Below are 23932 nucleotides of genomic sequence, written 5' to 3'. Positions count from 1 at the left end.
TCATAATATCCAGACTCCGCTTTCTGACAATTTTATTTAAACATATAATTCTTTTGGAGTCAAGGAATTAATCTACTCTCAAAGCATCTATAGGATTTAATTTTGATGCTTTTGATGCCGGATATACCCCGAAAATCACCCCTATTAACATAGAAACTGTAATTGAAATCAGAAGTATACTTACCTTTATAATAAGAACCAATCCAAGTGCATTCGATATTAAAAACGCTGAAACACTTCCAAGAAGAATTCCTATTACACCGCCTGAGACTGTAAGAATTATTGACTCTATCAAAAACTGAAGAAGTATATCCTTATTTTTAGCTCCTATTGCCTTTCTAAGCCCTATTTCCCTGATTCTTTCAGTGACACTTACAAGCATGATATTCATTACCCCTATTCCCCCTACAAAAAGGGAAACGGAAGCTACAAAGCTCACAAATATCGACAGCATGCTGAGTATACTGTTAAACTGCTCCAGACCGGTATTTGAGTTTACAGCCCGATATAATCCGGCTATTCCTGATTCCTTATTTAAAATATTTGTTGTGTTATCCATTATCTGGCTCAGTTCGTTTGGATCTGAAACTTTTACTTTTATTCCCGAGTAATATTTTTCATCAAGCTTGCTTATATACTGATAATTCTGATAAGGTATCAATATAAAGCTCGGACTGTTTCCTCCAAAAATTCCTGTCATACTTGCCACAGGATTTTTTGAAACTCCCACTATTACATAATCTTTATTTCCTAAATCTTTGATTCTTATTGTTATCTTTTGTCCCAGCGGTGATTCATCACCGAATATTCTTGCTGTAGTGACATCATCTACTATGGCAAAATATCCTGTTTTTCTGTATTCCTCCGAATTAAAATATCTTCCTTTCAAAAGCTGGGTATTTTCTATATTAAAGGATGCCGGAACTACACCTGTTATTATACTGAAATTCCCGAACCCCGACGACATTTCTATTCTGTGCCTTACCGTTCCTGTCGGTGCTACAGACTCTACACCGCTTATGTTAGTTATCATATCTATATGCTTTTGCTGCAGTCTGTTTCTGTTTTTTATATTATCTATGGAATTATCTATTGAAACATCAAAGTTTCCTATTCCCAATTTATTAAGATCTCCCACTATCTTATCCTGTGCACCGGCTCCTATTGCCGACATTAATATTACCGCACTTATTCCTATTATTATCCCCAGCATGGTCAGAAATGATCTCATTTTATAGCTTAGGAGATTGGAAAAGGCCATTTTTAACAATTCTAAAAAATTCATCTTCTATTTTTCACCTCTTCATCCACTTCTATAACACCGTCTCTGAGTCTTATTATTCTTTTGCAGTGTTCTGCCACATCTTCCTCATGTGTTACCATTACTATTGTAGTACCTTTATCATTAAGCTGTTTAAATATGCCCAGTACTTCTTCACCTGATCGTGTATCAAGATTCCCTGTAGGCTCATCCGCAAGGAGTATCTTAGGTGTATTTATTATAGAACGGGCAATTGCCACTCTTTGTCTCTGCCCTCCGGAAAGCTCATTAGGCTTATGATGTACTCTGTCACCAAGTCCTACCGCTGTAAGAGCCTCCACACCTCTTTCATATCTTTCTTTTTTCGGCATATTGGCATACATTGCAGGAAGTATTACATTTTCCAGCGACGACAGCTTCGGGAGCAGATTAAATGATTGAAATATAAATCCCAGCTTTTGGTTTCTTATTGCAGAAAGTTCGTCCTGTGTCATTGTGGAAATATCTATACCGTCAAGATAATATTTACCGCTTGTGAGCTGATCCAGGCATCCCAGAATATTCATAAAAGTTGATTTTCCGCTTCCGCTCGGCCCCATAAGAGCTACGTATTCTTCTGATTCCACCTTTAGGTCTATTCCTTTCAAAACTTCCAATGAAAGCGGACCATTCTCATATACTTTTCTTAGATTTTCAACAACTATCATTATACTATCCTTTCTTATGCTGTATTACATAGGTGGTCTTGGAGCTCCCGGTGATCTTCTATTCCCGCCCCCGCTTCCTTTTTTATTGTTATTATTTTTTGCTTTACTGTCGGATATTTTTATTTTATCCCCGTCTTTGAGATTCATATCAGCTTCTTTTATTACAGTTTCTCCTACTTCTATCCCGCTTTTTATATGATAAAAGTTATTATCCGTTTCACCTACAACAACTTCTTTTCTTTTTACTTTATTATCCTTGTCCACTATATACACATAATATTTATCATTCTCATTAATCACTGATGTGTAAGGCAGCTTTATTACATTCTGTTCATCCAGATAAAGAATCTTCGAATCTACTATATTTCCCGGCTTCAAAAGCCCCGGATTATCCATTTTTATCTCAATTTCCACACGGCTTTCATTATATGAATCATCCTTAGTGGCTGTACTTGCTATATCTACGACTCTTCCCGTAATTATTTCCCCTTCCGGAAGTGTATCAGATGTTATGAGTACCTTCTGTCCCAGCTTCACATTTTTAACATCATAATCAGTAAGATCCACTTTTATGGAAAGATCCCTTATATTTGTAATTTTGAAAAGTGGGCTGTCTGTATTAACCCTGTAGTTATCATCGGCTATCATTTCAGTTATTACCCCGTCTACAGGACTTATTATTTGATCGTCATATTTTTGATAATCTTCCTCGAGGCTTGCTATTTCCAGTCTCATAGTTCTTATACTGTAGTTTATATCTTCCAGATCTACTCTCGGAGCGCCGCCCACTTTCAGAAGTTCGTTTGTATTGCTGTAATCTCTCTGCTTCTGCTCCATGGCTATCTTTTTTTCCTGAATTGTTCTAAGTGCCGCATTCTTATCAGTAGGATCAAATGTAAGTATTACATCGCCTTTCTTTACAGTATCCCCTAATTCAAAATATCTTTTGGAAACCATTAATTTTTTTGAAGTATAGACTGATATTTCATTATTTGACTTTACCTGCCCTGTTTCTTCCACAAAAAGCTGTAAGTCTCCTTTTTCTGCTTTTACTACTTCATATGTAACTTCATTTTTATCCTTTTTGGAAGATGATTTGAAGAATAAAAATCCCAAAAGTAACACTACTATTAATAAAACTGCTATTATTATTTTCTTTTTCAAACTATCCTCACTCCTAATTCATATATTTTATTTTATAAGTAAAACTTGCAAGCTCGTTTTTTGCTTTTTCATATTCTCTTGCAGCAAGATCAAGCGCATTCAGACGCTCCAGATAATCACTGTAATTAGACATACCCAGCTCATATTTTTTATTATAAACTTCATAATCTTTTTTTCTTACTTCGAGTTCCTTTTGCGTTATTAATTCATTGGTCTGAAGAGTAGTATACTGAATCATATTTTCTTTGATTTTATTCTCCACGGTAGCCTTTGTATCTAAATAATCCACCTGATTTTTCTTTAGTTCGTTTTTTATCTGTTCATATTCACCTTTATAATTAAATAATGTCTTTTTTACGCCTAGGCCTACAATTACTTCATCATTCTCAAATGAATAAGACATTTCGGCATTTAATTCAGGCATGCTGTTTACGTATTTTTCTCTTCTGAGCTTTTCCACATTTACCTTTTCAGTCAGCTTTATATTTTTCAGATCTGTAACTCCTATATTATAAAACTCGTCTTTTTCCAGATCTCTTTTTCTTATATCATCGAATTTTCCGTCAAGAATTACATTATATACTTTAAAATTTTCTGTAAGAACCAAAAGCTCTCTTTTCATATTATCCAGGCCGAGCAGTGATTTTTCATATTCTACCCTTGAGGATATATGATCATACTCAGACGCTGTGCCTACTTCATATTTTCTTTTTATTATCTTATAGTCTCTTTCCTTGACTACCAGAGTTTTTTCCTCTACCTCTATCTCTTTTTCTTTGTTTTTATAATTTTTATACAGGTCTATAAGATTTATTATCTGTGCTTCCAATGTCTGCTGGTTTGTCACTTTCTGAGATTCCAGAGACAGATCGTTAATAATACGCTGTGAGTCATACTGGCTGTAATAAAGCTCTTTCAAGTCCTTGGAGATTCCTATTCTGTTCTCTATAACTTTACTGTCAAGAGTATCATAGTCAAATCTGTAATTAAAAATCCCGTATTCTGCCTGTGTGGATAATCCGTAATGACTTTTTCCCACAGTATCATAATATTTATTGTCTACATTTAAAGTAAGCCCGTTCCATTCGCCTTTATCTATCAAAGCCCTGTTGATCTCATAATAATCAAGATTAAGTTTATTTTTCTCTGCAGTATAGGATTGATTTTCCAGCTGTGTTATAGCGTTCTCTAAGTCAATAGAATACAGATTCATACTAGTTAATATTAAAAATAAAAGTTTTATTTTTGTATTTTTCACTTTTCTACTACTCCTTAGTTTTTTTATTTCTTCAATAGCTTATCTAATTTTACCTTGGCCAGTCCCGCAAGTGAAGTTTCCTTATATTCCGAACGCAGGTCCTTTCCTGTTTCCATCATAGTTTCAGTTATTTCGTCAAATGAAACAAGGTGTTCACCGTCGGACATAAGGCTGTAATATGCACAGTCTATTGCTTTAGCGGAATATATTGCATTTCTCTCTATACACGGAACCTGAACATATCCTTCTATAGGATCGCAGGTCATACCCAGACAATGTTCAAGCCCGATCTCCGCAGCATATTCTATCTGATCCAAAGTTCCGTTCAATATATATGCTACCATTCCGGCTCCCATTGAACAGGCAACTCCTATTTCACCCTGACATCCGACCTCTGCTCCGGAAATAGAAGCATTTTTTTTCACCACATTCCCGAGAATTCCTGCTACGGCCAATGCCTTTACGAGTTCGTCCTCAGTGAGATCTTTGGTTACCTTGTAGGCCTTCAAAAGTGCAGGTATAATTCCGCAGGCTCCGCATGTGGGAGCGGTTACGACTTTACCTGCCGCGGCATTTTCCTCCGAAACAGCAAGTGCATATGAATAGACCCTTCCTTCCAGTCTGTCCTGAAATCCGGATTTTCTGAATTTTTCATAATAGCTTTTGGCTTTTCTTGCGAGCTTTAATTTTCCCGGCAGAAGTCCTTCAGCCTTAAGTCCTCTTTCTACAGCTTCGTCCATTACTTTAAGTATATCTCTGAGATAATCCCATATCTCTCTGCCTTCATTAAATTCGACATATTCTGTAAGATCTTTCCCGTTATCTCTGCACCACTTCATGATTTCCTTGAAGTTCTTCTCTTTATACACCTCTTTTTGATCTGTGTCAGCTTCGCCTTCTTCAGTTATCTTTCCGCCGCCTACAGAATAAAACAAAGTTTCTCCGGTTATTTTGCCGTTATTGTCATAAGCTGTGAATTTCATTGCATTAGTATGTTTTTCCTTTATTATCTCCGGTTTAAATACTATGTTACAGTTTTCACCAAGTGTTTTTAATATGATATAATCTGTCAAATGTCCTTTTCCTGTTGCAGCAAGACTTCCATACAGCTCTACCTCATAAGAAGCAGCATCAAAATTTCTTTTTCTAAATGTTTCCGCAGCCTTTTGCGGACCCATTGTATGACTGCTTGAAGGTCCGTAACCTGTTTTATATAATTCTCTTAATGATTCCATATGTATGAATTTATGTCTCCTTTCTATGATCAATATTTTTTTATTAACTTATCTGTTTTATTTTACCATTTTTTCATTATTTTTGTATACAAAAATAAAATTCTCATAAATAAAAAAAGAAAACGGAAAAATCTGCCACCTGTAATATTTTTCGGAATAATTGCTATTCCCACCAAAAACTCCATACGGTAGAATCCTTTAATATAGATGCCAGTTTGCGCAGTGACCCTGCACCGTCGCTTACTACCTCATTGCAGAACAAATATTGCTCGTAAGCCAGTTTTTCCGCATCCTGAAAATTTTGCGGAGGTGCCTCTGCCATAAATTCTATACTGTTTGCTGTTATTACTGTGGGAATAGCCCTGTAGTTTCTGTACCAATATTCTGATACGGCTATCTGAGTGTCAGGTGCTGGACATTCGTTATAACCACCCATTGGTATATAACCAGGAATTTCCCAAGGCTTTCTTGTAGGTATTTCTAATATAAGTATTTCCTCAAAAGGATGTGAAGTGTCCGAGTCTATGTACTCATTAAGATAATCATTTGCCGTTTCCAATGAAAAGTCACCCAGCGGAACCTGATACTCCTGCATAAAATCATAATAACTTCTTTTGGAATTAAAAAATTTTTCTACATCTATATCTTCTGAAAACTTAATAAATTCTTTTGTACTGCTTAATTCCAGATTCACTGACAGTGCATCATACAGAACATCGGAAGGCACTACTATCAAAGGATAAAATCCTTTTTTCTTTCCCTCTTTGTATAATTCCGAATATCTGTTCTCTATGATCTCTCTTACTGAGCTTTCAAAGACTTCATATTTATAATTCAGTATATTTACTATATCTTCTGTACTTTTTTTCATTTAAGCAACCTTCCTTAAACAGCTGTTTTTTGACCTTTATATGTAATCAGCTTTCACTGCGTATCAATAAACAAAACTGCTGTAATAAAAAACTATATAAGCAAATTATACTTTATTTATAATAAAATAACAACTTATAAATTTTTCACAGAATGGTTCACAGGCAGTGTATATAAATATTTTCAGGATTTTTCATCTGACGCTTTTAGTATAACCATCCAATGTGTCAAATGTGTGAATTTTTTATTTTTTTATTTAATTTTTTTATTTTTTTAAATATAATTTTCATTTATATGCAGGTTATTATTTTGTTTTAAAGAACAGTATTATATGTTATAATTGAACAGATATTATATATTAATATAACAGAAGGAGGATTTTATGAGTGAAAAGACTGATAATAAAGAGATTGATCAAAATGATCTGCCTGATTCGGTAATTACAGAAAATGTTGATATGCAGCCTGAAAATGCCGGTAATAAAGAAGACAGTTTTTCTGACGAAAATTTATGCGATAATAATATAAATAATTTTACGGATAATTCCGAAATAAGCGACAAGGAACGTTTGAGACAAATCATAACCATACTCGGAAAACATAAAGCAATAGAAAGCCTTATCACCTCAAAGCATCCCGAAAGAATAAAAGATGCTTTCGAAGAACTGGGTCCTACATTTATCAAAATGGGACAGATGCTTTCTACACGTCCCGACCTCGTTTCGGATGCTCTCGCCGATGAATTTAAAATGCTTCAGGATAATGTAAAAACAGATGATTTTTTCGTGGTTAAATCTATTATCGAAAGCAGCTTCGGAGTCCCTGTAAATAATATTTTCAATACCATCGAAGAGATCCCTGTTGCTTCTGCATCAATGGCACAGGTACATGCTGCCACACTGAAAGACGGAACCAAAGTAGCTGTAAAAATTCAGCATGCAGGAATAAAAAGTATGATGCTTAATGATATCTCACTTTTTGAAAAGGCTCTGCCTTTTTTCAAAATAGCTCCTACAAGTAAAATTATGGATCCTGCTGCTCTTATAAAAGAATTGAAAAAATCCTGCGAAAATGAACTGGATTTTACCGTGGAAGCCAAAAATATACATTTATTCTACAAAAATAACAGTGATCTTGATTATATGGACTGTTTGAGAGAATACCCGGAATATGCAAAAGAAAATATCCTTGTTATGGACTTTGTTACCGGAATAAAAATAACTGACATTGATGACCTTAAGGCACAAAATTATGATATTAAAAAAATTGCTCAAAATCTGGTTAACAACTATATGAAGCAGGCTTTTGAAGACGGATTTTTTCATGCTGATCCACATCCGGGAAATATTGTTGTACGTAACGGGAAAATTACATTTCTTGATTTCGGTATGATGGGTGTTATGAGCGACAGTACGCTGAAAAGACTTAATGATCTCCTTTATTCCATATATATCGAGGATACGGAAGAAATGACAAATGCTGTACTAAAGCTGTGTATAAAGCGGGGAAAGGTAGACAGGGACAAGCTTAACACTGAAATAAAAGATTTTTATTATACATATATAGATGGAGTTTCCCTGAAAGATATGAAATTTCATATTGTTATTGCCAAACTTACTGCTATATGTGCAGAAAATAACCTGAGTCTGCCTGAGGAAGTAACAATGTTTATGAGAGGGCTTCTGAATATAGTAGGTGTGGTAGAAACTCTGGATCCTGAAATCACTCTGATATCTGCCCTGGGTCCTTACATGGAAAAATATATGGCCAATAAATTCAATCCTGTTAAAGAACTTAAGGATTATCTGAAAAGCCTGTATGATTTAGGAAAAGTTACCCCTAAAATCCCCGTAAAACTGGCTGATGTTCTGGATAAGCTAAAAGACGGCACTCTTGAGGTAAAAGTAGAGCATAATCATAACAAGCTCGAAAAGATGTTTGACCAGCTGGATTATATTACCAATAAAATAGTAATAGGAATGCTCTTGTTTGCTCTCATTGTAGGATCCTCGATACTTGCTGATTCAGGAAAGCAGAGTGAAACACAAAGCATAATGTCTATTATCGGTATTATCGGCTACATTGTAGCAGCTATCTTTACTGTAATTCTTATTATTTCTCTTTTCAGAAATAAATATAAATAACATACTTTCACTATAGATATTGATAGTACTTAATTATATGACAATGATATATTACCGGAAAGAAATTATTGAAATTCTGACTTTTTAGTTTTGATTTCCTTGATTTCTTTTTTTATTCAGTATCTGTTTTTACAGCCGGCAATAAATCTTTATTACAGAATTTTGAAACGATATACAAAAAAACTATACCTGTTAAGTAAGGTATAGTTTTGAAATTAAAGCAAAAAATAAAAAACTTCGTTTATATTTTTTATTATTAAAATACAATCAGTCATTTTTTATATTAAATAAAACACATGCATTTCTATTGGCAATCTCCAAGATTTCCTCTTTGCTTTTCGAATAAATCTTTGTTAAAAAATCTGCTGTTTTCTCAGTCATTGAAGGAATACCAATCTCTCCTCCGTATTCCCAAGGCCCGTCACTTTCCAGCGTGATAATCTCCAACGGAATATTTCTCACAAATTTTTCATACTCTTTATTATAAATTACATCCGGAGATACAGAGATATTCCATCCGTTTCCTTTTATCTTTTCAAGAGCAGACAGATCACCCTCAAACCAGTGAAATAAAGCTTTCTTTATCTTATATTTTTCCAGCTCCCTTATTGCATATTCCCCACTGTCCTCTATACAGTGAAGATTAACCGGAAGATCAAGCTCTGCTGCCAGTTTCAGAAATCTTTCGAAAATGATTTCAGCCTTTTTTAAAATATCAGCTTTCTTTTCCATATCTTCTATTTCCAAAAGATTAAAATACGGAAGACCTATCTCGCCTATTGCCGATATTTCTGAGACATTTTCCCTGATCTGTTTTTCTACCAGCTCATAATCACCGTACTTCTCCGGATATTCAGGATGTATTCCCAGACAAACCATGAGATTCGGATATATTTTTTTATATTCTAAAAGAATTTCCCCGCTTTTATAGTCTACAGCCACGCCTGCCACAATATTTCTTCTTATCTCTTTTTCACGCAGCTCGGCAGGCAGCTGTTCAAAATGACAATGTACATCTATATTCAAAATAAATTCCTGCTTTCTGATTTTTTTGCTTACAATATTACACCAGCATATCCATTATTTTTTTCTTATATTCCAAAAATTCTCTTTCCAAAAGGACATCTGTATTTCTCGGCTTTGATATCTGTATCTTGATTTCTCCTTTTATCACTGCCGGATTCTTGCCGAGAACTATTATTCTGTCTGAAAGATACACTGCTTCATCTATATCATGTGTAATAAATAAAACAGTATGTCTATGCTTTTCGCAGACTTCAAGCAGAAACTGCTGCATCTCGCTTCGTGTTATTGCATCTAGTGCACCAAATGGCTCATCAAGCAGCATTATATCACTGTCTACCAAAAAGGTTCTGAGAAGTGCCGTCCTTTTTTTCATACCGCCGCTTAACTCATAGGGATATTTCCCCTCTTCTCCGGAAAGCTTAAATTCGGGAAGAAGTTTTTTTATTCTTTCATTCATGGTTTTTTTATCTGTTTTTTCTATTTCCATGGGAAGGACAGCATTTTTATATAATGTTCTCCAATCCAGCAGAAGGTCATTCTGCGGCATATAGGCAAGCTTTCCCTGATATTTCTCTATATCAGTTCCATCTATTATTACATTACCTGTATAGTTTTTTTCCAATCCCGTTATTATCTTGAAAATCGTACTCTTACCGCACCCGCTCGGTCCTATTAATGTGATAAACTCACTTTCATTTACATCAAATGAAATATCAGAAAGAACCTTTTTTCCGTCATATATTTGTCCGATATTATTCAGCGAAATTTTCATTTTACTCCCTTATCCTCTGTTTTATTGTTCTTTTACAAAATCATTGGTAAATGCCTTTAATATATCAGTCTTTTTATCAATTAATTTATTATCATACAGCCAGTTCATATAATTTTCCCATACTTCCGGTTTCTGTTCTCCCCAATATGCTGCATCTGATTTATACTCTTTTGCAAGAAATTTCTGGCTTTCCATTACCAGATCTTTATTTAGTTCAGGAGCACTTTTCAAAAGGATATTGGCAGCTTGATCCGGATTTTCCCATGAGTACTGATAACCTTTTTTAGTAGCCTGCATAAATTTTTTCACAATATCAGAATTTTGTGAAATCATTTTTTCATTAGTTATAATTACAGGAGTATAATAATCAAGATTTTTATTATAATCACTGAGCTTTATATAATTTACGGGAATATTTCTTACCTTGGCTTCCATTCCTGTCCACGCTTCAAATCCCCATGCAAAATCTATACTGTTCTCACTTGATGCAAAAAAATCCGTATCACCTGATGTTATGATTTTTACTTTTTCCACATCTCCCCCGTCTTTATCCATAAGAGCTTTTAACGTGGCTTTTTCTATAGGAGAACCCCATCCTCCGTATCTCTTATTTTCAAAATCTCTGGGTGTTTTTATTCCTTTATCTTCCTTTGCATAAAAACCGCTTGTATTATGCTGTATAACTGCGGCAATTGAAACAACAGGAATATCCTGAAGCCTTGCCAATGTAACACTTTCCTGATACGATATTCCGAACTGTGCCTTGCCAGATGCCACCAGCTGGTCGGAAGTTCCGTTTCCGGGCTGTATTATTGTAACATCAAGTCCTTCTTCCTCATAATAACCAAGATCCTTAGCCACATAAATGCCGGTATGGTTTGTATTCGGAGTCCAGTCCAGAACTACTGTAATTTTTATTTTCTCCCCGCCCTTTGCATTTTTAGCACTATCTTTACATGATACTGCGAGTATTGTTAAAAATATCAGAATTAAAATTTTTTTCATTTTTTACCGCCTATATCTAAATTTTGTTATTTTTCCATGGAATCAGCTTTTTCTCTGCATATTCCGTAGCCTTAAATACAGCAAGACTAAGTATTATTATCAAAAATATCGAAGCAAACAAAGCATCTGTTCTAAAAGAGCTTATTGCTCTTGTCATATAAATCCCCAATCCTTTTTCCGCACCGAGCCATTCACCTATAACTGCTCCCATTATACTATATACGGCACTTATTTTTAGTCCCGAAAGGAGACTTTGCAGGCTCGCCGGAAGCTTCAGCTTAAAAAAAATCTGTATTTCATTTGCCTTCATTGTTTTCATAAGACTTATCAGCTCGTTATCTATATTATCCAATCCGTCCAGAAAAGACAAAATACACGGAAAAATGCATACTGTAAGCACTATCAGTATCTTCGGCATTATCCCGAAGCCGAACCATATTAAAATAACAGGTGCCACAGCAATAAGAGGAACCATCTGCGATATAAGAATAAGCGGGTAAAGTATATTTCTCAGAAGCCTGAAATATCCCAGAAGTCCGCCTAATATTATTCCTGATATAACTGCTGCTATGAATCCTGCCAGTGCTTCACCAAATGTAATCAGCGCATGTTCTCCCAAAACGGATTTATCATTCCACAAAACACTTATAACATCTGACGGTGAGGGAAATATATATTTTGGAATATCGAATTTTACTGTTATAATCTGTATTAATAAAATTAGTATCAGAAAAAATAATACTGACTGAAATTTACTTCCTGTATTTTCCGATTTTTTCATCTATAGTAACTCCTTCAGGTTTATAATCAATTTTCACTACCGAACATACCCTGCTTGCGCCATATTTTACACATATTTCCTGTGCATCTTTGACTATCTCAAGTAAATCTGCAAGCTCTCCTTCTATTGTTGTTTCCATAGGACCTACTTCATATTTCAGACCTGACTCTGCTATCCTGTCAATGACTCTGTCCACCACATAATAAATATCCTCTTCTTTTACTGTAGGAATTACCTGTAAACTTAAATTAACCAACATTTTTACCTCCTGAAAAATTTATAAAAAAAAGACCTTCACAAGGTCTACTAAGAAATATCTGTATTGTTAACTCCCTTCGCTAGCATTATCTAGAGCAGGTTAAACGGTATTTCTCAGCATTAAGCACCCGTGTTGATTTTAGTATATAACATTTTAGCAATAATAGCAATATTTTTATATAATTTTATACCTGTAGGTTTTATTTCATAGCTGAAAACTAAGCTCTTCGAAGTTGCCGGTCTGATTATTATCCCTTTGGACTTTTACCGTCTTTCTATTTTTTCTCTCTTATGCTATACTAATATTAGCAGGTAATTTCATTTTCTGCTGAATCTTTTTGAAAGGAGATGTTAAATTCATGGGTATAAACCAGCATGTTATTCTTGAGGACGAAGAATGGCAGGTTAAGGGTGACGGAAATATGCAGGCTACAAAAGTTTTTGATTCACAGGAAGAAGCTGTAAGCTACGCAAAAGAAATATCAACATATGAAAAGTCGAAACTCATTATTCATGATGAAGATGGTGAAATCTGTAAGAAATACGATTACATGAAAGAACCGCAGTAATCTCCTGAAGATTTAAGCACTTCTCTGTGGTGAATTTACATTGGGGGATTGTATCAAAGTTTCTTTTGATACATCCCTTTTAGTTTACTAACATATTTAAAAGAGGTAAGTATTTTGAAAAATGATTATATGAACAGTTCATTGGAAGAACTTCAAAACTGCGTTTGGAAGAAACCGGAATACAATTCGGCTCTTATCACAAACTGCCACAGATTACGCAAAATTCCTTTAAAAGATCTTAGCATAGAAAATATAAGAATGCTTGTCGGTCAGAAAATAGGGCTGAAATATCTTGTTCCGCTTGCGTTGGAGTTCCTTGAAAATAATTACTTCTGCAGCGGTGATTTTTATAACGGCGATCTGTTATATGCCGTATTGGGTATAGAATCTGATTATTGGGACAAAAACTATGCTCTTTTCCAGCGTTTATCCGATGTTATGTTCAATCTTGAAGAAGATTACAAAACATATTCAAAAAAAATTCTGCCAAAATGGAAAAAATTATTTACCAAGTAAAGTAAAAATTTCTGTTTTTGAAAAAATTTCATTAACAAAGTAATATTAATAAATTACTATATTTAAAGGAGCGTCTCATGCGTGACAATAATAACCTCAAATTTACATATTCCATATTATTTGTTTCAGGAATAGCATCCTGCATACTTATATTTATGTTTTCTTTTATCCCCTCTGCTGCTGTTCTTACATTTGCACTTGCAGCAAAGTCAAAGCTTCCATATGAAGAAGCCCCGCCTCAGGGATTGAAAATAATGATTCTTACCAGTGCTGTCCACATTGCTGCTTCTGTTTTATTTTTGGCTCCTCTTGTATTTGCATTTATCATACCTGACAGTATCAGAATATTTCTTCAGCTCTCAAGTATTATATTACATTTTTTATTTAATATTATAATTTTGATTTTTTACATTGCAGGATTAGTATTTGTAAAAAAAGAATATTATAATATTGACTGATTTATATATACGGATATTTATTTTAAAATCCATAAAAAAAACAGAAAATATATATATTTTCTGTTTTTTTACTTCATAAACCCTGAAATAATCAAAAAGTATTTTTATTCTTTCAGCTGTCTTCTCTTTCCCAGTTCCTTACTCTTTCTACGGCTTTTTTCCATCCTTTGTAATATTTATTGCGTTTTTCCCTGTCCAGCTCAGATTTAAATTCTTTATTTAATTTCCAGTGTTTCTTTATATCATCTTTATCTTTCCAGAAGCCCACAGCCATACCGGCAAGATAAGCAGCTCCCAATGCTGTTGTTTCTGTTATTTCAGGCTTTAATACTGTTTCACCTATTATATCCGCAAGAAACTGCAGAAGAAACTCATTTCTTACAGCTCCTCCGTCTACCTTGAGCTTTGTAAGAATAAGACCAGAATCATCCTGCATAGCCTCAAGAAGATCTTTTGTCTGGTAAGCTATTGATTCAAGAGCGGCTCTGATTATATGATTTGCATTTGATCCTCTTGTCAGTCCCAGTATACCGCCTCTTGCATACATATCCCAATATGGTGCCCCCAGTCCTACAAAAGCCGGTACTACATATACTCCTCCGTTATCTTCTACCTTTTTTGCGAAATATTCTGTATCTGCCGAATCAGCTATAAGTCTCATCTCATCTCTCAGCCACTGAACAACTGCACCTGCCACAAATATACTTCCTTCAAAAGCATATTCTACTTTTCCGTCAAGTCCGATTGCAATTGTAGTAAGCAGACCATTTTTAGATCTTATAAATTCATGCCCTATATTCATCAGCATAAAACATCCTGTTCCGTACGTACTCTTTGTATCACCTTTTACAAAACAGGCCTGTCCGAAAAGAGCTGCCTGCTGATCTCCGGAAATTCCGGCAATAGGAACAACTGTTGTTGTATTTCCTCCGCCTCCGAGAGATGTTTCGCCATATATCTCACTGGAATTTTTTACCTCAGGCAGCATTGATTTTGGTATTCCCAGCTCTTTCAGCAGTTTATCATCCCATTCCAGAGTTTTTATATTGAAAAGCATCGTTCTTGACGCATTTGTATAATCAGTCACATGAACCTTTCCTCCGGTAAGCTTCCATACAAGCCACGTATCTACCGTACCGCAGAGAAGCTGTCCGCTGTCTGCCCTTTCCCTTGCCCAGGGAACGTTATCAAGAATCCACTTGATTTTTGTTCCTGAAAAATAAGCATCTATTATTAAACCTGTATTTTCTTTTACATATTCCTCAAGTCCTCTTTTTTTCAGTTCCTCACACATATCGGCAGTTCTTCTGCACTGCCATACTATCGCATTATAAACCGGTTCCCCTGTTTCTTTATCCCATACTATTACTGTTTCTCTCTGGTTTGTTATACCTATTGCAGCTATTTCATCAAGAGGAATCCCGGTCTTAGCATTCACCTCTGTTAATACAGCTCTCTGAGTTGCCCAGATTTCCATGGGATCATGCTCGACCCAGCCCGGCTGAGGGTATATCTGCTGGAATTCCCTTTGTGCTATTCCTACTATATTTGTATCTTTATCAAAAATAACAGCTCTTGAACTTGTCGTTCCCTGATCTAAAGCTATCACATAATTCTTTTCAGTAACATTTTTCATAAAATGAAACCTCCTGATTATTTTATTTTTATAAAGTTTTTACTTTCCTCAGATATCTGTTTTAATTCTTCTGCGGATATCCCGGGAAAATTCCCGGCTACAGCTGATATTACCCCTTCTACCAGCGGGGCATCTACAATATATAATTTTTCCGGACTGCCAAGTATCTCAATAGCCATTTCCGTATTCATAATAGAACTTCCCAAATCCACAAATATCAGAACACCCTCTCCTTTATCCGCACGCTTTATTGCATCTATAATTATCTGCGGTTCTGTTCCATATATTTCACTGCTTGTTCCCCCGCCGTTTTCTACCGGAAAATCAAACTGCTTCATCTCATTTGAAAAATTTATTATTTCCTCTGCTAATTTTCTGTTATGACTTACTACTACTAAACCTATCATTTTTTCCTCCTAAATTTGATTATAAATTGTTTTTAATATAAGATAACTGGAACGCGCACCCGGATCTACAGTTCCTATGCTTCTTTCACCCAGATAACTCGCCCTTCCCCGTTTCGCCTGAATATCTTTTGTTGATAACATACCTTTTTCAGCTGCTTCCAGTCCTTCTGCAAAGCTGTTTTTGAGATTTTTTTCCTCCTGTACGGCCTTTTTGAATGCGGCATAAAACGGTTCAATTGTATCTACCATAGTCTTATCACCGACTGAAGCATTCCCTCTCTGCTTTATCCCTTCTACAGCCTCCTTTACGGCATACTCTATATCATCAATATCTATATCGCCCTCGTTTTTATCCCTAAAAGCCTTTGCCATTTTCATAAGTGCCGTAGCATAAAGCGGGCCGGAAGCACCGCCTACCGTTGACAGCAGAGTCATTGCTGTTTCATTCAAAAGCTTTGATAAATCCATATTATCTTCATTTTCCCGGAAATAATCCACTTTTGCCATTACAGCATCAAATCCTCTTTTCAGATTTAGTCCGTGGTCTCCGTCGCCTATTGCCCTGTCCAGATCCGTAAGCTCCTCTTCATGTGCTATTACTATTTTGGCTATTTCATCTAATATATCTATTACTCTGTCATTTTTCATACATTTCACCTCAGTTTTTATATGCCGGTGTTCTGGCCTTAAATTTCAGATATTTTTCCAGTTCTTCATCAAGCTTTAGCAATGTTATGGAGAAGCCCGGCATTTCAAGAGAAGTCATATAATTACCTACTATAGTTTCTGATATTTCTATTTTTTTATTTTTCAAAATTTCAGAAACTTTTCTGTTTATTATATAAAGTTCCATCAGCGGTGTTGCACCTAATCCGTTTATTAATACTGCAGTCTTTTCATTTTCAGAAAATTTCTGCTCGGAGAGAAGTTTTTCCATCATATATTCCACATGTTCATCTGCTGTTTTTAATTTTCCCTTATGTATACCGGGTTCGCCATGAATTCCCAGTCCCATTTCTATTTCATCATCCTCCAGATGAAAGCTTTCTTTGCCGCTTGCAGGTACTGTGCACGGTCCCAGAGACATACCCAGGGTTTTTACGTTTTTTATTGTTTTTTCTGCAATTCTTTTTACTTCATCAAGCTCAAGACCGTCTTCGGCCGCTGCACCGCTGATCTTGTGAACCAGCACTGTTCCCGCCACCCCTCTTCTTCCTATGGTATATGTACTGTCCTCCATCGCTATATCATCATTTACTACTACCTTTTCCACTTTTATATCTTCCATTTCTGCCATATCTGCTGCCATTTCAAAGTTCATAATGTCTCCGCTGTAATTTTTTATTATAAGAAGCACTCCTTTTTCTGATTTTACAGCTTTTATTCCCTCTAGCACCTGATCCGGTGTCGGTGATGTAAATACTTCCCCGGCTACTGCCGCGTCCAGCATTCCATACCCTACGTATCCTGCGTGTGCAGGCTCATGACCGCTTCCCCCTCCGCTCACGAGATTTACCTTGCTGCTTACAGTTTTTCTTTTGATAATATTAAAGTCCGGTAATTTTTCAAGAATATCCGGATAAGCTTCAGCCAGTCCCTCCAGCATTTCTCTCACAATATTCTCTGTCTTGTTGATCAATTTTTTCATGCTGCCCTCCTGTAATTATTTATTTTGAAATAAAACTCATATTAAACTAAAATTTTTAAAACGTTTCATTTTTTTGTATAAAAAAATTTACTGTCAATATTAGAATTTAGGAATTGATATAAAAAATATTTCTCAAATTCTTTTTTTAAGACTTTATTTTTTTACGCATATACTTAATTTTAGCTTGAAGTTTCTAATTGTCAATATTAGGGCAAAGCTTTTTTTATATTTTTTTCCTTCAAAATATGTTTTTTATGTATTTTTTCTCTTGCGGAGCAAAGAGTATAATTGTATATTAAAATTTAAAAAACTGACTTTCTTATTTTATTAAAAAATATACTCTGTTTTCAAAAAATTAACAAAAAACGGAATTGCTTAATACCACAACCCCGCTTAAAATTATATTTTTTCATAATAAAGAACTTTATCAAGGAAAAACTTATCCAGAAATTTCAGATCGGTATTTTTAGAATTCGGAATTTCTTTCACCATTTTTTCTACTTCTTTTTTTGTATCAAAAATAAACTCATTAATTATTTCATTTCCCACTATCTTAGTACTTTCGTCTCCTGCTTTCTTTATTTCCAGAAGTTTATCCACTTCTCTTTGAATTGCTTCATTCTTTACAAGTGTCAAAAGCTCGCTCAAAAGTATAGGGGGCTTTTCGTGATACAGCATTACCCATTTTGATGCCAGTAATGATCTTAACATATAAAAATATTTTTTTAGTTTTATTTCTCTTTTTTCACGGAGAGTTTCCATATCTTTGGAAGCCATGCTCAAATAATGATACACTAAGGCGTTTTCTCTGAGATATTTATCAAAAAGCTTATCAAACTCAGCAATAATATTATCCTTTTCTGTATAAACAATACTGGAATTCAGCCATTCCCCCAAAGGCGGGTTGCTTTTAGCCAGCAGCTCGACAGCTTTATTCAGATCCCAGCCTGCGAAATCCAAATCTTCATTTATCATAACTTCTAATGTATTTTTTCTTTTGCTTATTGACATATACCATTCAAGAGGTCTTACGTATACAAAACGAACATCATAATCGCTGTCTTTAGATTCAAAGCCCCATGCTCTGCTCCCTGATTCCACAGCAAAAAGTATTTTTATATTTTCTTTTTTTTCAAGTTCTTTCAGCTCGTTTAATATAATATTTCTTACATATCCATCCACTAATGTCCCTCCCTTCCTAATATCCAGCAAAATATCAGTTATCGCCAAACAGTCTGTCCAGTATAATTGAAACAGCACTTCTTACTGAAAGGTGATTATATTCTGTCTTTCCCCTTATAGGATTAAGTATTTTATATGACATTTCCATTATTTCATCTGTCAGACCCCATCCGGTTCCGAAAAGAAGAAAATAAGGATTTTCATCATCGTATATTTCACTGCTTAATTCCTTGTAAGATACTGAATTGGGAAAGGTTTTTGCAGATGTTGTTATTATTCTCGGTTCTTTCCCTTCTTTTTCTGTGATTTTTTTTATGCAGTCTTCTATGGAATCCATAAGCCGTGTATGCTCAAATGCTTCATTTCTGTTTTTGTTAAACTCTATACCACAGCCTTCCTGCCAGAATCCTATTATTCTTCCTGTCAGCTCTTTCTGTGCATCAAGCGGAGTTATTATAAAATAATTTTCTATATCATATGTGCGGCATGTTCTTGATATATCGTGTATATCAAAATTTGTAACTGATGTTGCCACAATATCGTTATTTTTATTATACACAGGATAATGTACCAAACCTACATATACCTTTTCCCTCATTTGATCTCCTTTAGATTTTCTTTAAAGTATCTTCCGTTTTTCACATAATGATCTGCATTCTCAAAAATATGCTTTATTTCATCTTCTGTTAGTTTTCTTATTACTTTGGCAGGCTGTCCCATTATGAGAACCCCGTCTTCATGCGGAAGCTTATGTGTAACAAGGGAATTTGCTCCTATAAGGCAGTTTGTTCCTACTTTTGCGCCGTTTAATACCGTACTTCCCATTCCTACTATAACATTATCACCAATATCACAGCTGTGAAGAATAACATTATGTCCCACTGTAACATTTTTCCCGATTCTGCATGGTATACCAAAATCAGTATGTATTGTCGAATTATCCTGAACATTACTCCCTGAACCAATGCTTATTTTTTCGAGATCTCCTCTTAAGACAGCACCAAACCATATATTTACACCGTCTGCAAGCTCTACGTCGCCTATTACTGCGGCTGACTCTGCCACATAAGTATCCTTATCCACTTTTGGCATTTTTTCTCCCAATGAATATATCATAATTCTATCTCCTTTTTATATTTTTCCCATACTGCCCGAAAATTTTCATCTTCCTTAATTTTCTTTTCCAAAAGATCCGGACGGTTTTTACAGGTTTTTTTCAATGATTCGAGAAGTCTGTATTCATCTATTTTTTTATGGTGTCCGGATGTCAGTACTTCCGGAACCTCTACACCTTCTATTACAGCCGGTTTGGTATACTGGGGAAAACCAAGAAGACCATTATAAAATGAATCTGTTTCAAAAGATTCTTTTTTTATGACTCCGTCTTTTATCCGTATTACCGAATCCATAAGACAAAGTACCGGCAGATCGCCGCTGCTCAAAACAAAGTCTCCTATAGAAACCTCCATATCCACAAAATTATCAATTACCCTTTGATCCAGTCCTTCATATCTTCCGGATATCAGCACCACATCTTCTTTTTCGGCAATATCGCTTATTATATTTTGGTTTGCAGGTATTCCCTGAGGGGTAACAAAAATAACAAAAGGCTTTTTGGGATTTTCCGCATTTTTTATCTTAAAATAATTCCAGTAAGGTTCAGGTTTTAAGACCATTCCTGCACCGCCGCCGAATGGGGTGTCATCTACCTGCCCGTGTTTATTTCCACTGAATTCCCTGATATTTACGATTTCATAAGTTACAATTCCCATATCCACAGCTCTCTGTATGATCGTCTGATTCAGATACAGCTCGAATATCTCAGGAAATAAAGTTAATACAGTAAATTTCATTCTTTCATTCCTTCTATTAATTCTACTTCTATTTTTCCCGCTTCAAAATCTATCTTTTTCACAAAAATATCAACCATCGGCACAAGTATCTCCCTGCCGTCACTGTTTACCACTACTAAAATATCGTGAGCCGCAGTTTCCATAGTATCTAAAATATCTCCGAGATATTCCTCTTTTTCAAAGACTTTCATTCCCAGCAGATCATTATAATAAAAATCTTCTTCCGTCTTTTCCGGCAGAAGATCTCTTCGAATTTTTACCTGATATCCGTTTAGACTTTTGGCATCATTTATGTTGCTTATTTCGGAAAATTCCACTATAAGCTTTTTATTATTTATTCTTTTTACTGATTTGACAGTACAGAGCTTCTTGTCATTATTCTTTTCCAGCAGCACCTTTTCCGATATTATCACATCAGTATCCTGAAATATTGACGTGACTTTTACTGCTCCGTTCAAATGATGAGTCCCTGTTATTGTCCCGATATTTACTAATTCCATAACATCCTTTCGGTAAAACAGCCTATCCGGCTTTTTTTATTTCTATTTTTACTATTTTATTTTCTTTTTTGGCAATTGAAGAGATAAGCGTTCTTATAGATGTAATAATTCTTCCGTTTTTTCCTATTAATTTACCCATATTTGTCTCATCTACTATTATCTTAATAAATATGCTTTTCCCTTTTTCATTGCTCTCAAGGTGAAAAGAACTTTTATCTTCAACCAGGTTTTCTACTAAAAAATTCACAGTATCAAAATATCTACTCATGATTACTCTCCTTTTTATTTTTTCATTAAACCGTTTTGGAAATTTACTTTGACGATACCGAAATATAATTTCCAAAGAGGTCTCTTACTTCACCGGAAAGCCTTTTCAAATTTCCGTCTGCATCAGTGAAAACATTCACTGTTTCAGCCTTAGCTTTTAATTGTGTGAAGCTTTCATCATAAATTTCGTATAAAAATTTTATTTTTATCTTTGAAAACTCAAGCAGTTTTATTTTTATTTTTATTAATTCATCATATTTTACAGAATTAAAATATTCTATATTCAGTGTTTTTACCGGAAGCATAACTCCCATTTCCTCAAGCGTGCTGTATGGCAGTATATCTCTGAAAAATTCAGTTCTTGCTACTTCCATCCATTTCAGATAATTGGAATGATATACTACTCCCATTTTATCAGTATCATAATAATAAACCCTATGTTCCACTATTTTTTCTTTCATGCTTATAATACTCCCTGCCACTCTCTTTTTTCAAGGATTTCTAGTACCACCCCGTGTTTTTTGAGTTTTTCCAGAATTAATTCCACATCATTCAGAAAAAATTCATTTGTAAGTATTTTTACCATACCCTCTTCACTGTTCAAAGTTCTCACATTGGCTGTTCCTTCATGCACTTCTATTATTTTATTGATATAATCTATATCAGATTTTCTAGTTTTTATTATATATTCCCAGCTTTTCATCATTTTTCATCCTTTAAAGCATTTATAAAATCTATGAATTCCTGTACTGAAAACTCCTCTGCCCTGGCAAGAGGTTTTTTCCCGGTTTTTTCAAGTGCAGACCCGGTCTGTTGTTTATCATATCCCAGATTCTTCATATTATTCCCGAGGCTTTTTCTTTTATTGGAAAAAGCTGCTTTCAGATATTTAAAATATTCTGCTTCATCTATCTGCTTTTCATACTCTCTGTCTTTATACAGTTTTATCCCCAAAAAAGCTGAATCTACCTTTGGTACGGGATTAAAAAGCTCTTTCTTTACAGTAAACAGATATTCTGCATTGCCGAAAAACTGCACTGCATGTGTAAGAAGACTTATATCGCTGCTCGGGCTGACGGCGCTTATCCGTTCTGCCACTTCCTTCTGAACCATAATATATATTTCATCTATAGAGTCCCTGTACTTAATAAGCTTTCCTACGATGGGAGAAGTAATATAATACGGAATATTGGCAACTACCTTTATATTTTTTTCTTTTTCCACTATTTCAGACAAATCATAATCCATAAAATCTGTATGGATTATTTTTAGATTCTCGACCTTTGAAAACTTTTCCGATAATATTTTTACCAGATCATCATCTATCTCGAAAGCATATACCTGCCCAGCTTTTTCAGCAAGACTTTCGGTAAGAAAACCCAGCCCCGGTCCGATTTCAATCACTGTATCTGTCTTATTTATATCTGCATATGAAAATATCTCTTCCAGTATTACCTTGTTTTCCAAAAAATTCTGACCGTATTTTTTCTTTGTTCTGTAATTTTTTTCTCCGGTATTATTCAAAATCTTCACCCATAACGGCAATATACGGAATATTTCTATATTCCTGCTTAAAATCCAGACCATAGCCCAGTACGAATTCATCGTCTATTTCAAATCCCACATACTGTACATTTATGTCTGCTTCTCTTTTCACCTTTTTATCAAGAAGTGTGCACAGGTATACTTCCTTTGCTCCTCTTCCTCCGATTATTTTCAGTACCTTTTTTAATGTAAGTCCAGAATCAATAATATCCTCTACGATAAGCACATCTTTTCCCATTATGCTGCCTTCCAGATCCTTCAGTATTTTCACTTCCCTTGTGCTTGCAAAGTCATTCCCGTAGCTAGAAATTTCCATAAAATCTATTGTTATCGGCAGCTTTATCTCTCTGATAAGATCTGCCATGAACAGGAGTGAACCTTTAAGCAGGCAGACAACTACAAGGTCTTCTTCTTTTCCTGCAAAATCTCTTGTTATCTCTGCACCTAATTCCTTTATTCTTGCACGTAATGTTTCACTGTCAATCAGTGTTTTACTGATTCCGTACTCCCAATCTTTTTTTGTCATCTGATATCTCTTCTTTCCCAATAAATTTTTTAAATTATATCACTTATGTAGCTTTGTTGCAACCTAAAAAGTATTATAAAATTTAATCTTCCGTGTATATTCCCCGTTTTGAAAACCCTGTTTTTTCTTATCAGCAGTTCTTTTTTTATTTCTTATCCCTGTATCTTAATATTTACTTTATATTATGCTTCTATCTGTGTATGATTTATTTTTTTTCGGCAGTAAAATAAAAAGTTATAAAACTATATTAAATTGCCTGTTCCAAAATTGCCGTACTTTAACATTTTCCTACAGTTTGATTGCGTTTTTGTCCCAATTATGATATCATATAAAAAAACTATAGTT

29 protein-coding genes and 1 riboswitch are annotated in these 23932 nt (G+C 34.8%); of the genes, 4 read left to right on the top strand and 25 right to left on the bottom strand.

The window, feature by feature from the left end:
• Positions 1-67: 67 nt before the first annotated feature.
• The 6 genes from STERM_RS10205 to STERM_RS10180 all read right to left on the bottom strand — a co-directional run bounded on the left by STERM_RS10205 (position 68) and on the right by STERM_RS10180 (position 6496).
• Positions 68-1285, bottom strand: coding sequence for an ABC transporter permease (locus tag STERM_RS10205; RefSeq protein ID WP_012861523.1), 1218 nt, complete (start codon positions 1283-1285; stop codon positions 68-70).
• Positions 1282-1968 carry an ABC transporter ATP-binding protein gene (locus STERM_RS10200; protein WP_012861522.1) on the bottom strand — a complete coding sequence of 229 codons (687 nt, stop codon included), beginning with the start codon at positions 1966-1968 and terminating at the stop codon, positions 1282-1284. The genes STERM_RS10205 and STERM_RS10200 overlap by 4 nt, the downstream gene beginning before the upstream one ends.
• Positions 1969-1992: 24 nt before the next feature.
• Complete coding sequence (locus STERM_RS10195; protein WP_012861521.1) at positions 1993-3132, bottom strand: efflux RND transporter periplasmic adaptor subunit; 1140 nt, start codon at positions 3130-3132, stop codon at positions 1993-1995.
• A 13-nt stretch (positions 3133-3145) separates the two neighbouring features.
• Entirely contained in the window at positions 3146-4390 is a 1245-nt protein-coding gene (locus tag STERM_RS10190; protein WP_012861520.1) for a TolC family protein, read from the bottom strand.
• Between the two features lie 23 nt (positions 4391-4413).
• A complete protein-coding gene (locus STERM_RS10185; protein ID WP_012861519.1) occupies positions 4414-5625 on the bottom strand; it encodes an L-serine ammonia-lyase in 1212 nt (403 codons plus the stop codon).
• Positions 5626-5788: 163 nt separating this feature from the next.
• Positions 5789-6496 carry a DUF4253 domain-containing protein gene (locus STERM_RS10180; RefSeq protein WP_012861518.1) on the bottom strand — a complete coding sequence of 236 codons (708 nt, stop codon included), beginning with the start codon at positions 6494-6496 and terminating at the stop codon, positions 5789-5791.
• A gap of 381 nt (positions 6497-6877) precedes the next feature.
• On the opposite strand from STERM_RS10180, the gene STERM_RS10175 reads away from it, so the two are divergent.
• Complete coding sequence (locus STERM_RS10175) at positions 6878-8638, top strand: ABC1 kinase family protein (RefSeq protein ID WP_012861517.1); 1761 nt, start codon at positions 6878-6880, stop codon at positions 8636-8638.
• 267 nt (positions 8639-8905) lie between these two features.
• On the opposite strand, the gene STERM_RS10170 is transcribed toward STERM_RS10175, so the two are convergent.
• Genes STERM_RS10170 through STERM_RS10150 form a run of 5 tightly spaced genes read right to left on the bottom strand, consistent with a single transcriptional unit; the run spans position 8906 to position 12481 of the window.
• Positions 8906-9664, bottom strand: a complete 759-nt coding sequence (locus STERM_RS10170; RefSeq protein WP_012861516.1) for a TatD family hydrolase — start codon at positions 9662-9664, stop codon at positions 8906-8908.
• Positions 9665-9701: 37 nt separating this feature from the next.
• On the bottom strand, positions 9702-10436 hold the full coding sequence (locus STERM_RS10165) for an ABC transporter ATP-binding protein (RefSeq protein WP_012861515.1): 735 nt from the start codon (positions 10434-10436) through the stop codon (positions 9702-9704).
• A 21-nt stretch (positions 10437-10457) separates the two neighbouring features.
• Positions 10458-11441, bottom strand: coding sequence for an ABC transporter substrate-binding protein (locus STERM_RS10160; RefSeq protein WP_012861514.1), 984 nt, complete (start codon positions 11439-11441; stop codon positions 10458-10460).
• A gap of 16 nt (positions 11442-11457) precedes the next feature.
• Complete coding sequence (locus tag STERM_RS10155) at positions 11458-12222, bottom strand: ABC transporter permease (RefSeq protein ID WP_012861513.1); 765 nt, start codon at positions 12220-12222, stop codon at positions 11458-11460.
• Entirely contained in the window at positions 12194-12481 is a 288-nt protein-coding gene (locus tag STERM_RS10150) for a thiamine-binding protein (RefSeq protein ID WP_012861512.1), read from the bottom strand. The genes STERM_RS10155 and STERM_RS10150 overlap by 29 nt, the downstream gene beginning before the upstream one ends.
• Before the next feature lie 54 nt (positions 12482-12535).
• Positions 12536-12622: riboswitch (TPP riboswitch) on the bottom strand.
• A 196-nt stretch (positions 12623-12818) separates the two neighbouring features.
• On the opposite strand from STERM_RS10150, the gene STERM_RS10145 reads away from it, so the two are divergent.
• The 3 genes from STERM_RS10145 (at position 12819) to STERM_RS10135 (ending at position 14023) form a co-directional block, all read left to right on the top strand.
• Positions 12819-13049, top strand: coding sequence for a DUF2188 domain-containing protein (locus STERM_RS10145; protein WP_211205126.1), 231 nt, complete (start codon positions 12819-12821; stop codon positions 13047-13049).
• Between the two features lie 114 nt (positions 13050-13163).
• Positions 13164-13565: a contact-dependent growth inhibition system immunity protein gene (locus STERM_RS10140; protein WP_012861510.1), complete on the top strand. Its 402-nt coding sequence runs from the start codon at positions 13164-13166 to the stop codon at positions 13563-13565.
• A 77-nt stretch (positions 13566-13642) separates the two neighbouring features.
• Positions 13643-14023: a hypothetical protein gene (locus STERM_RS10135; protein WP_012861509.1), complete on the top strand. Its 381-nt coding sequence runs from the start codon at positions 13643-13645 to the stop codon at positions 14021-14023.
• Between the two features lie 112 nt (positions 14024-14135).
• Here the strand turns inward: STERM_RS10135 and glpK are convergent, their stop codons facing one another.
• From glpK to hpt, 14 genes are all read right to left on the bottom strand, one after another.
• Positions 14136-15659 (bottom strand): glycerol kinase GlpK, encoded by a 1524-nt coding sequence (gene glpK / locus STERM_RS10130; RefSeq protein ID WP_012861508.1) that lies wholly within the window; start codon positions 15657-15659, stop codon positions 14136-14138.
• A 17-nt stretch (positions 15660-15676) separates the two neighbouring features.
• Positions 15677-16066, bottom strand: coding sequence for a dihydroxyacetone kinase phosphoryl donor subunit DhaM (gene dhaM, locus STERM_RS10125; RefSeq protein WP_012861507.1), 390 nt, complete (start codon positions 16064-16066; stop codon positions 15677-15679).
• Positions 16067-16075: 9 nt separating this feature from the next.
• Positions 16076-16714: a dihydroxyacetone kinase subunit DhaL gene (gene dhaL / locus STERM_RS10120; protein WP_012861506.1), complete on the bottom strand. Its 639-nt coding sequence runs from the start codon at positions 16712-16714 to the stop codon at positions 16076-16078.
• 10 nt (positions 16715-16724) lie between these two features.
• Positions 16725-17714: a dihydroxyacetone kinase subunit DhaK gene (gene dhaK, locus STERM_RS10115; protein WP_012861505.1), complete on the bottom strand. Its 990-nt coding sequence runs from the start codon at positions 17712-17714 to the stop codon at positions 16725-16727.
• A gap of 399 nt (positions 17715-18113) precedes the next feature.
• Entirely contained in the window at positions 18114-18896 is a 783-nt protein-coding gene (locus STERM_RS10110; RefSeq protein ID WP_012861504.1) for a nucleotidyltransferase domain-containing protein, read from the bottom strand.
• A 34-nt stretch (positions 18897-18930) separates the two neighbouring features.
• Positions 18931-19494 carry an RNA methyltransferase gene (locus STERM_RS10105; protein ID WP_012861503.1) on the bottom strand — a complete coding sequence of 188 codons (564 nt, stop codon included), beginning with the start codon at positions 19492-19494 and terminating at the stop codon, positions 18931-18933.
• Entirely contained in the window at positions 19491-20012 is a 522-nt protein-coding gene (locus STERM_RS10100; RefSeq protein ID WP_012861502.1) for a gamma carbonic anhydrase family protein, read from the bottom strand. Before STERM_RS10100 ends, STERM_RS10105 begins: the two co-directional genes overlap by 4 nt.
• On the bottom strand, positions 20009-20749 hold the full coding sequence (gene trmD / locus STERM_RS10095; protein ID WP_012861501.1) for a tRNA (guanosine(37)-N1)-methyltransferase TrmD: 741 nt from the start codon (positions 20747-20749) through the stop codon (positions 20009-20011). The genes STERM_RS10100 and trmD overlap by 4 nt, the downstream gene beginning before the upstream one ends.
• Positions 20746-21249 carry a ribosome maturation factor RimM gene (gene rimM / locus STERM_RS10090; protein WP_012861500.1) on the bottom strand — a complete coding sequence of 168 codons (504 nt, stop codon included), beginning with the start codon at positions 21247-21249 and terminating at the stop codon, positions 20746-20748. The genes trmD and rimM overlap by 4 nt, the downstream gene beginning before the upstream one ends.
• A gap of 22 nt (positions 21250-21271) precedes the next feature.
• Positions 21272-21517: a KH domain-containing protein gene (locus STERM_RS10085; RefSeq protein ID WP_012861499.1), complete on the bottom strand. Its 246-nt coding sequence runs from the start codon at positions 21515-21517 to the stop codon at positions 21272-21274.
• Positions 21518-21560: 43 nt separating this feature from the next.
• Positions 21561-21977: an acyl-CoA thioesterase gene (locus STERM_RS10080; protein WP_012861498.1), complete on the bottom strand. Its 417-nt coding sequence runs from the start codon at positions 21975-21977 to the stop codon at positions 21561-21563.
• A 2-nt stretch (positions 21978-21979) separates the two neighbouring features.
• Positions 21980-22222, bottom strand: coding sequence for a DUF4911 domain-containing protein (locus tag STERM_RS10075; RefSeq protein ID WP_012861497.1), 243 nt, complete (start codon positions 22220-22222; stop codon positions 21980-21982).
• A complete protein-coding gene (gene rsmA, locus STERM_RS10070; protein ID WP_012861496.1) occupies positions 22219-23049 on the bottom strand; it encodes a 16S rRNA (adenine(1518)-N(6)/adenine(1519)-N(6))-dimethyltransferase RsmA in 831 nt (276 codons plus the stop codon). The genes STERM_RS10075 and rsmA overlap by 4 nt, the downstream gene beginning before the upstream one ends.
• Entirely contained in the window at positions 23033-23587 is a 555-nt protein-coding gene (gene hpt / locus STERM_RS10065; protein WP_012861495.1) for a hypoxanthine phosphoribosyltransferase, read from the bottom strand. Before hpt ends, rsmA begins: the two co-directional genes overlap by 17 nt.
• Between the last annotated feature and the right edge of the window lie 345 nt (positions 23588-23932).

Origin of the sequence: Sebaldella termitidis ATCC 33386, assembly GCF_000024405.1 — a bacterium.
Classification (GTDB): domain Bacteria; phylum Fusobacteriota; class Fusobacteriia; order Fusobacteriales; family Leptotrichiaceae; genus Sebaldella; species Sebaldella termitidis.
This window is presented reverse-complemented; position numbering and strand designations above follow the sequence as displayed.

Coding starts and splice junctions, on each gene's coding strand:
- STERM_RS10200 (WP_012861522.1), bottom strand. CDS start 1,968: ATGATAGTTGTTGAAAATCTAAGAAAAGTATATGAGAATGGTCCGCTT.
- STERM_RS10135 (WP_012861509.1), top strand. CDS start 13,643: ATGCGTGACAATAATAACCTCAAATTTACATATTCCATATTATTTGTT.
- STERM_RS10155 (WP_012861513.1), bottom strand. CDS start 12,222: ATGAAAAAATCGGAAAATACAGGAAGTAAATTTCAGTCAGTATTATTT.
- STERM_RS10205 (WP_012861523.1), bottom strand. CDS start 1,285: ATGAATTTTTTAGAATTGTTAAAAATGGCCTTTTCCAATCTCCTAAGC.
- STERM_RS10165 (WP_012861515.1), bottom strand. CDS start 10,436: ATGAAAATTTCGCTGAATAATATCGGACAAATATATGACGGAAAAAAG.
- STERM_RS10160 (WP_012861514.1), bottom strand. CDS start 11,441: ATGAAAAAAATTTTAATTCTGATATTTTTAACAATACTCGCAGTATCA.
- hpt (WP_012861495.1), bottom strand. CDS start 23,587: ATGACAAAAAAAGATTGGGAGTACGGAATCAGTAAAACACTGATTGAC.
- STERM_RS10100 (WP_012861502.1), bottom strand. CDS start 20,012: ATGATATATTCATTGGGAGAAAAAATGCCAAAAGTGGATAAGGATACT.
- STERM_RS10085 (WP_012861499.1), bottom strand. CDS start 21,517: ATGAGTAGATATTTTGATACTGTGAATTTTTTAGTAGAAAACCTGGTT.
- STERM_RS10180 (WP_012861518.1), bottom strand. CDS start 6,496: ATGAAAAAAAGTACAGAAGATATAGTAAATATACTGAATTATAAATAT.
- dhaM (WP_012861507.1), bottom strand. CDS start 16,066: ATGATAGGTTTAGTAGTAGTAAGTCATAACAGAAAATTAGCAGAGGAA.
- rimM (WP_012861500.1), bottom strand. CDS start 21,249: ATGGAATTAGTAAATATCGGGACAATAACAGGGACTCATCATTTGAAC.
- STERM_RS10080 (WP_012861498.1), bottom strand. CDS start 21,977: ATGAAAGAAAAAATAGTGGAACATAGGGTTTATTATTATGATACTGAT.
- STERM_RS10185 (WP_012861519.1), bottom strand. CDS start 5,625: ATGGAATCATTAAGAGAATTATATAAAACAGGTTACGGACCTTCAAGC.
- glpK (WP_012861508.1), bottom strand. CDS start 15,659: ATGAAAAATGTTACTGAAAAGAATTATGTGATAGCTTTAGATCAGGGA.
- STERM_RS10150 (WP_012861512.1), bottom strand. CDS start 12,481: ATGTTGGTTAATTTAAGTTTACAGGTAATTCCTACAGTAAAAGAAGAG.
- STERM_RS10175 (WP_012861517.1), top strand. CDS start 6,878: ATGAGTGAAAAGACTGATAATAAAGAGATTGATCAAAATGATCTGCCT.
- dhaL (WP_012861506.1), bottom strand. CDS start 16,714: ATGAAAAATGACAGAGTAATAGATATATTAGATGAAATAGCCAAAATA.
- STERM_RS10075 (WP_012861497.1), bottom strand. CDS start 22,222: ATGATGAAAAGCTGGGAATATATAATAAAAACTAGAAAATCTGATATA.
- trmD (WP_012861501.1), bottom strand. CDS start 20,749: ATGAAATTTACTGTATTAACTTTATTTCCTGAGATATTCGAGCTGTAT.
- dhaK (WP_012861505.1), bottom strand. CDS start 17,714: ATGAAAAAATTGATCAACAAGACAGAGAATATTGTGAGAGAAATGCTG.
- STERM_RS10105 (WP_012861503.1), bottom strand. CDS start 19,494: ATGAGGGAAAAGGTATATGTAGGTTTGGTACATTATCCTGTGTATAAT.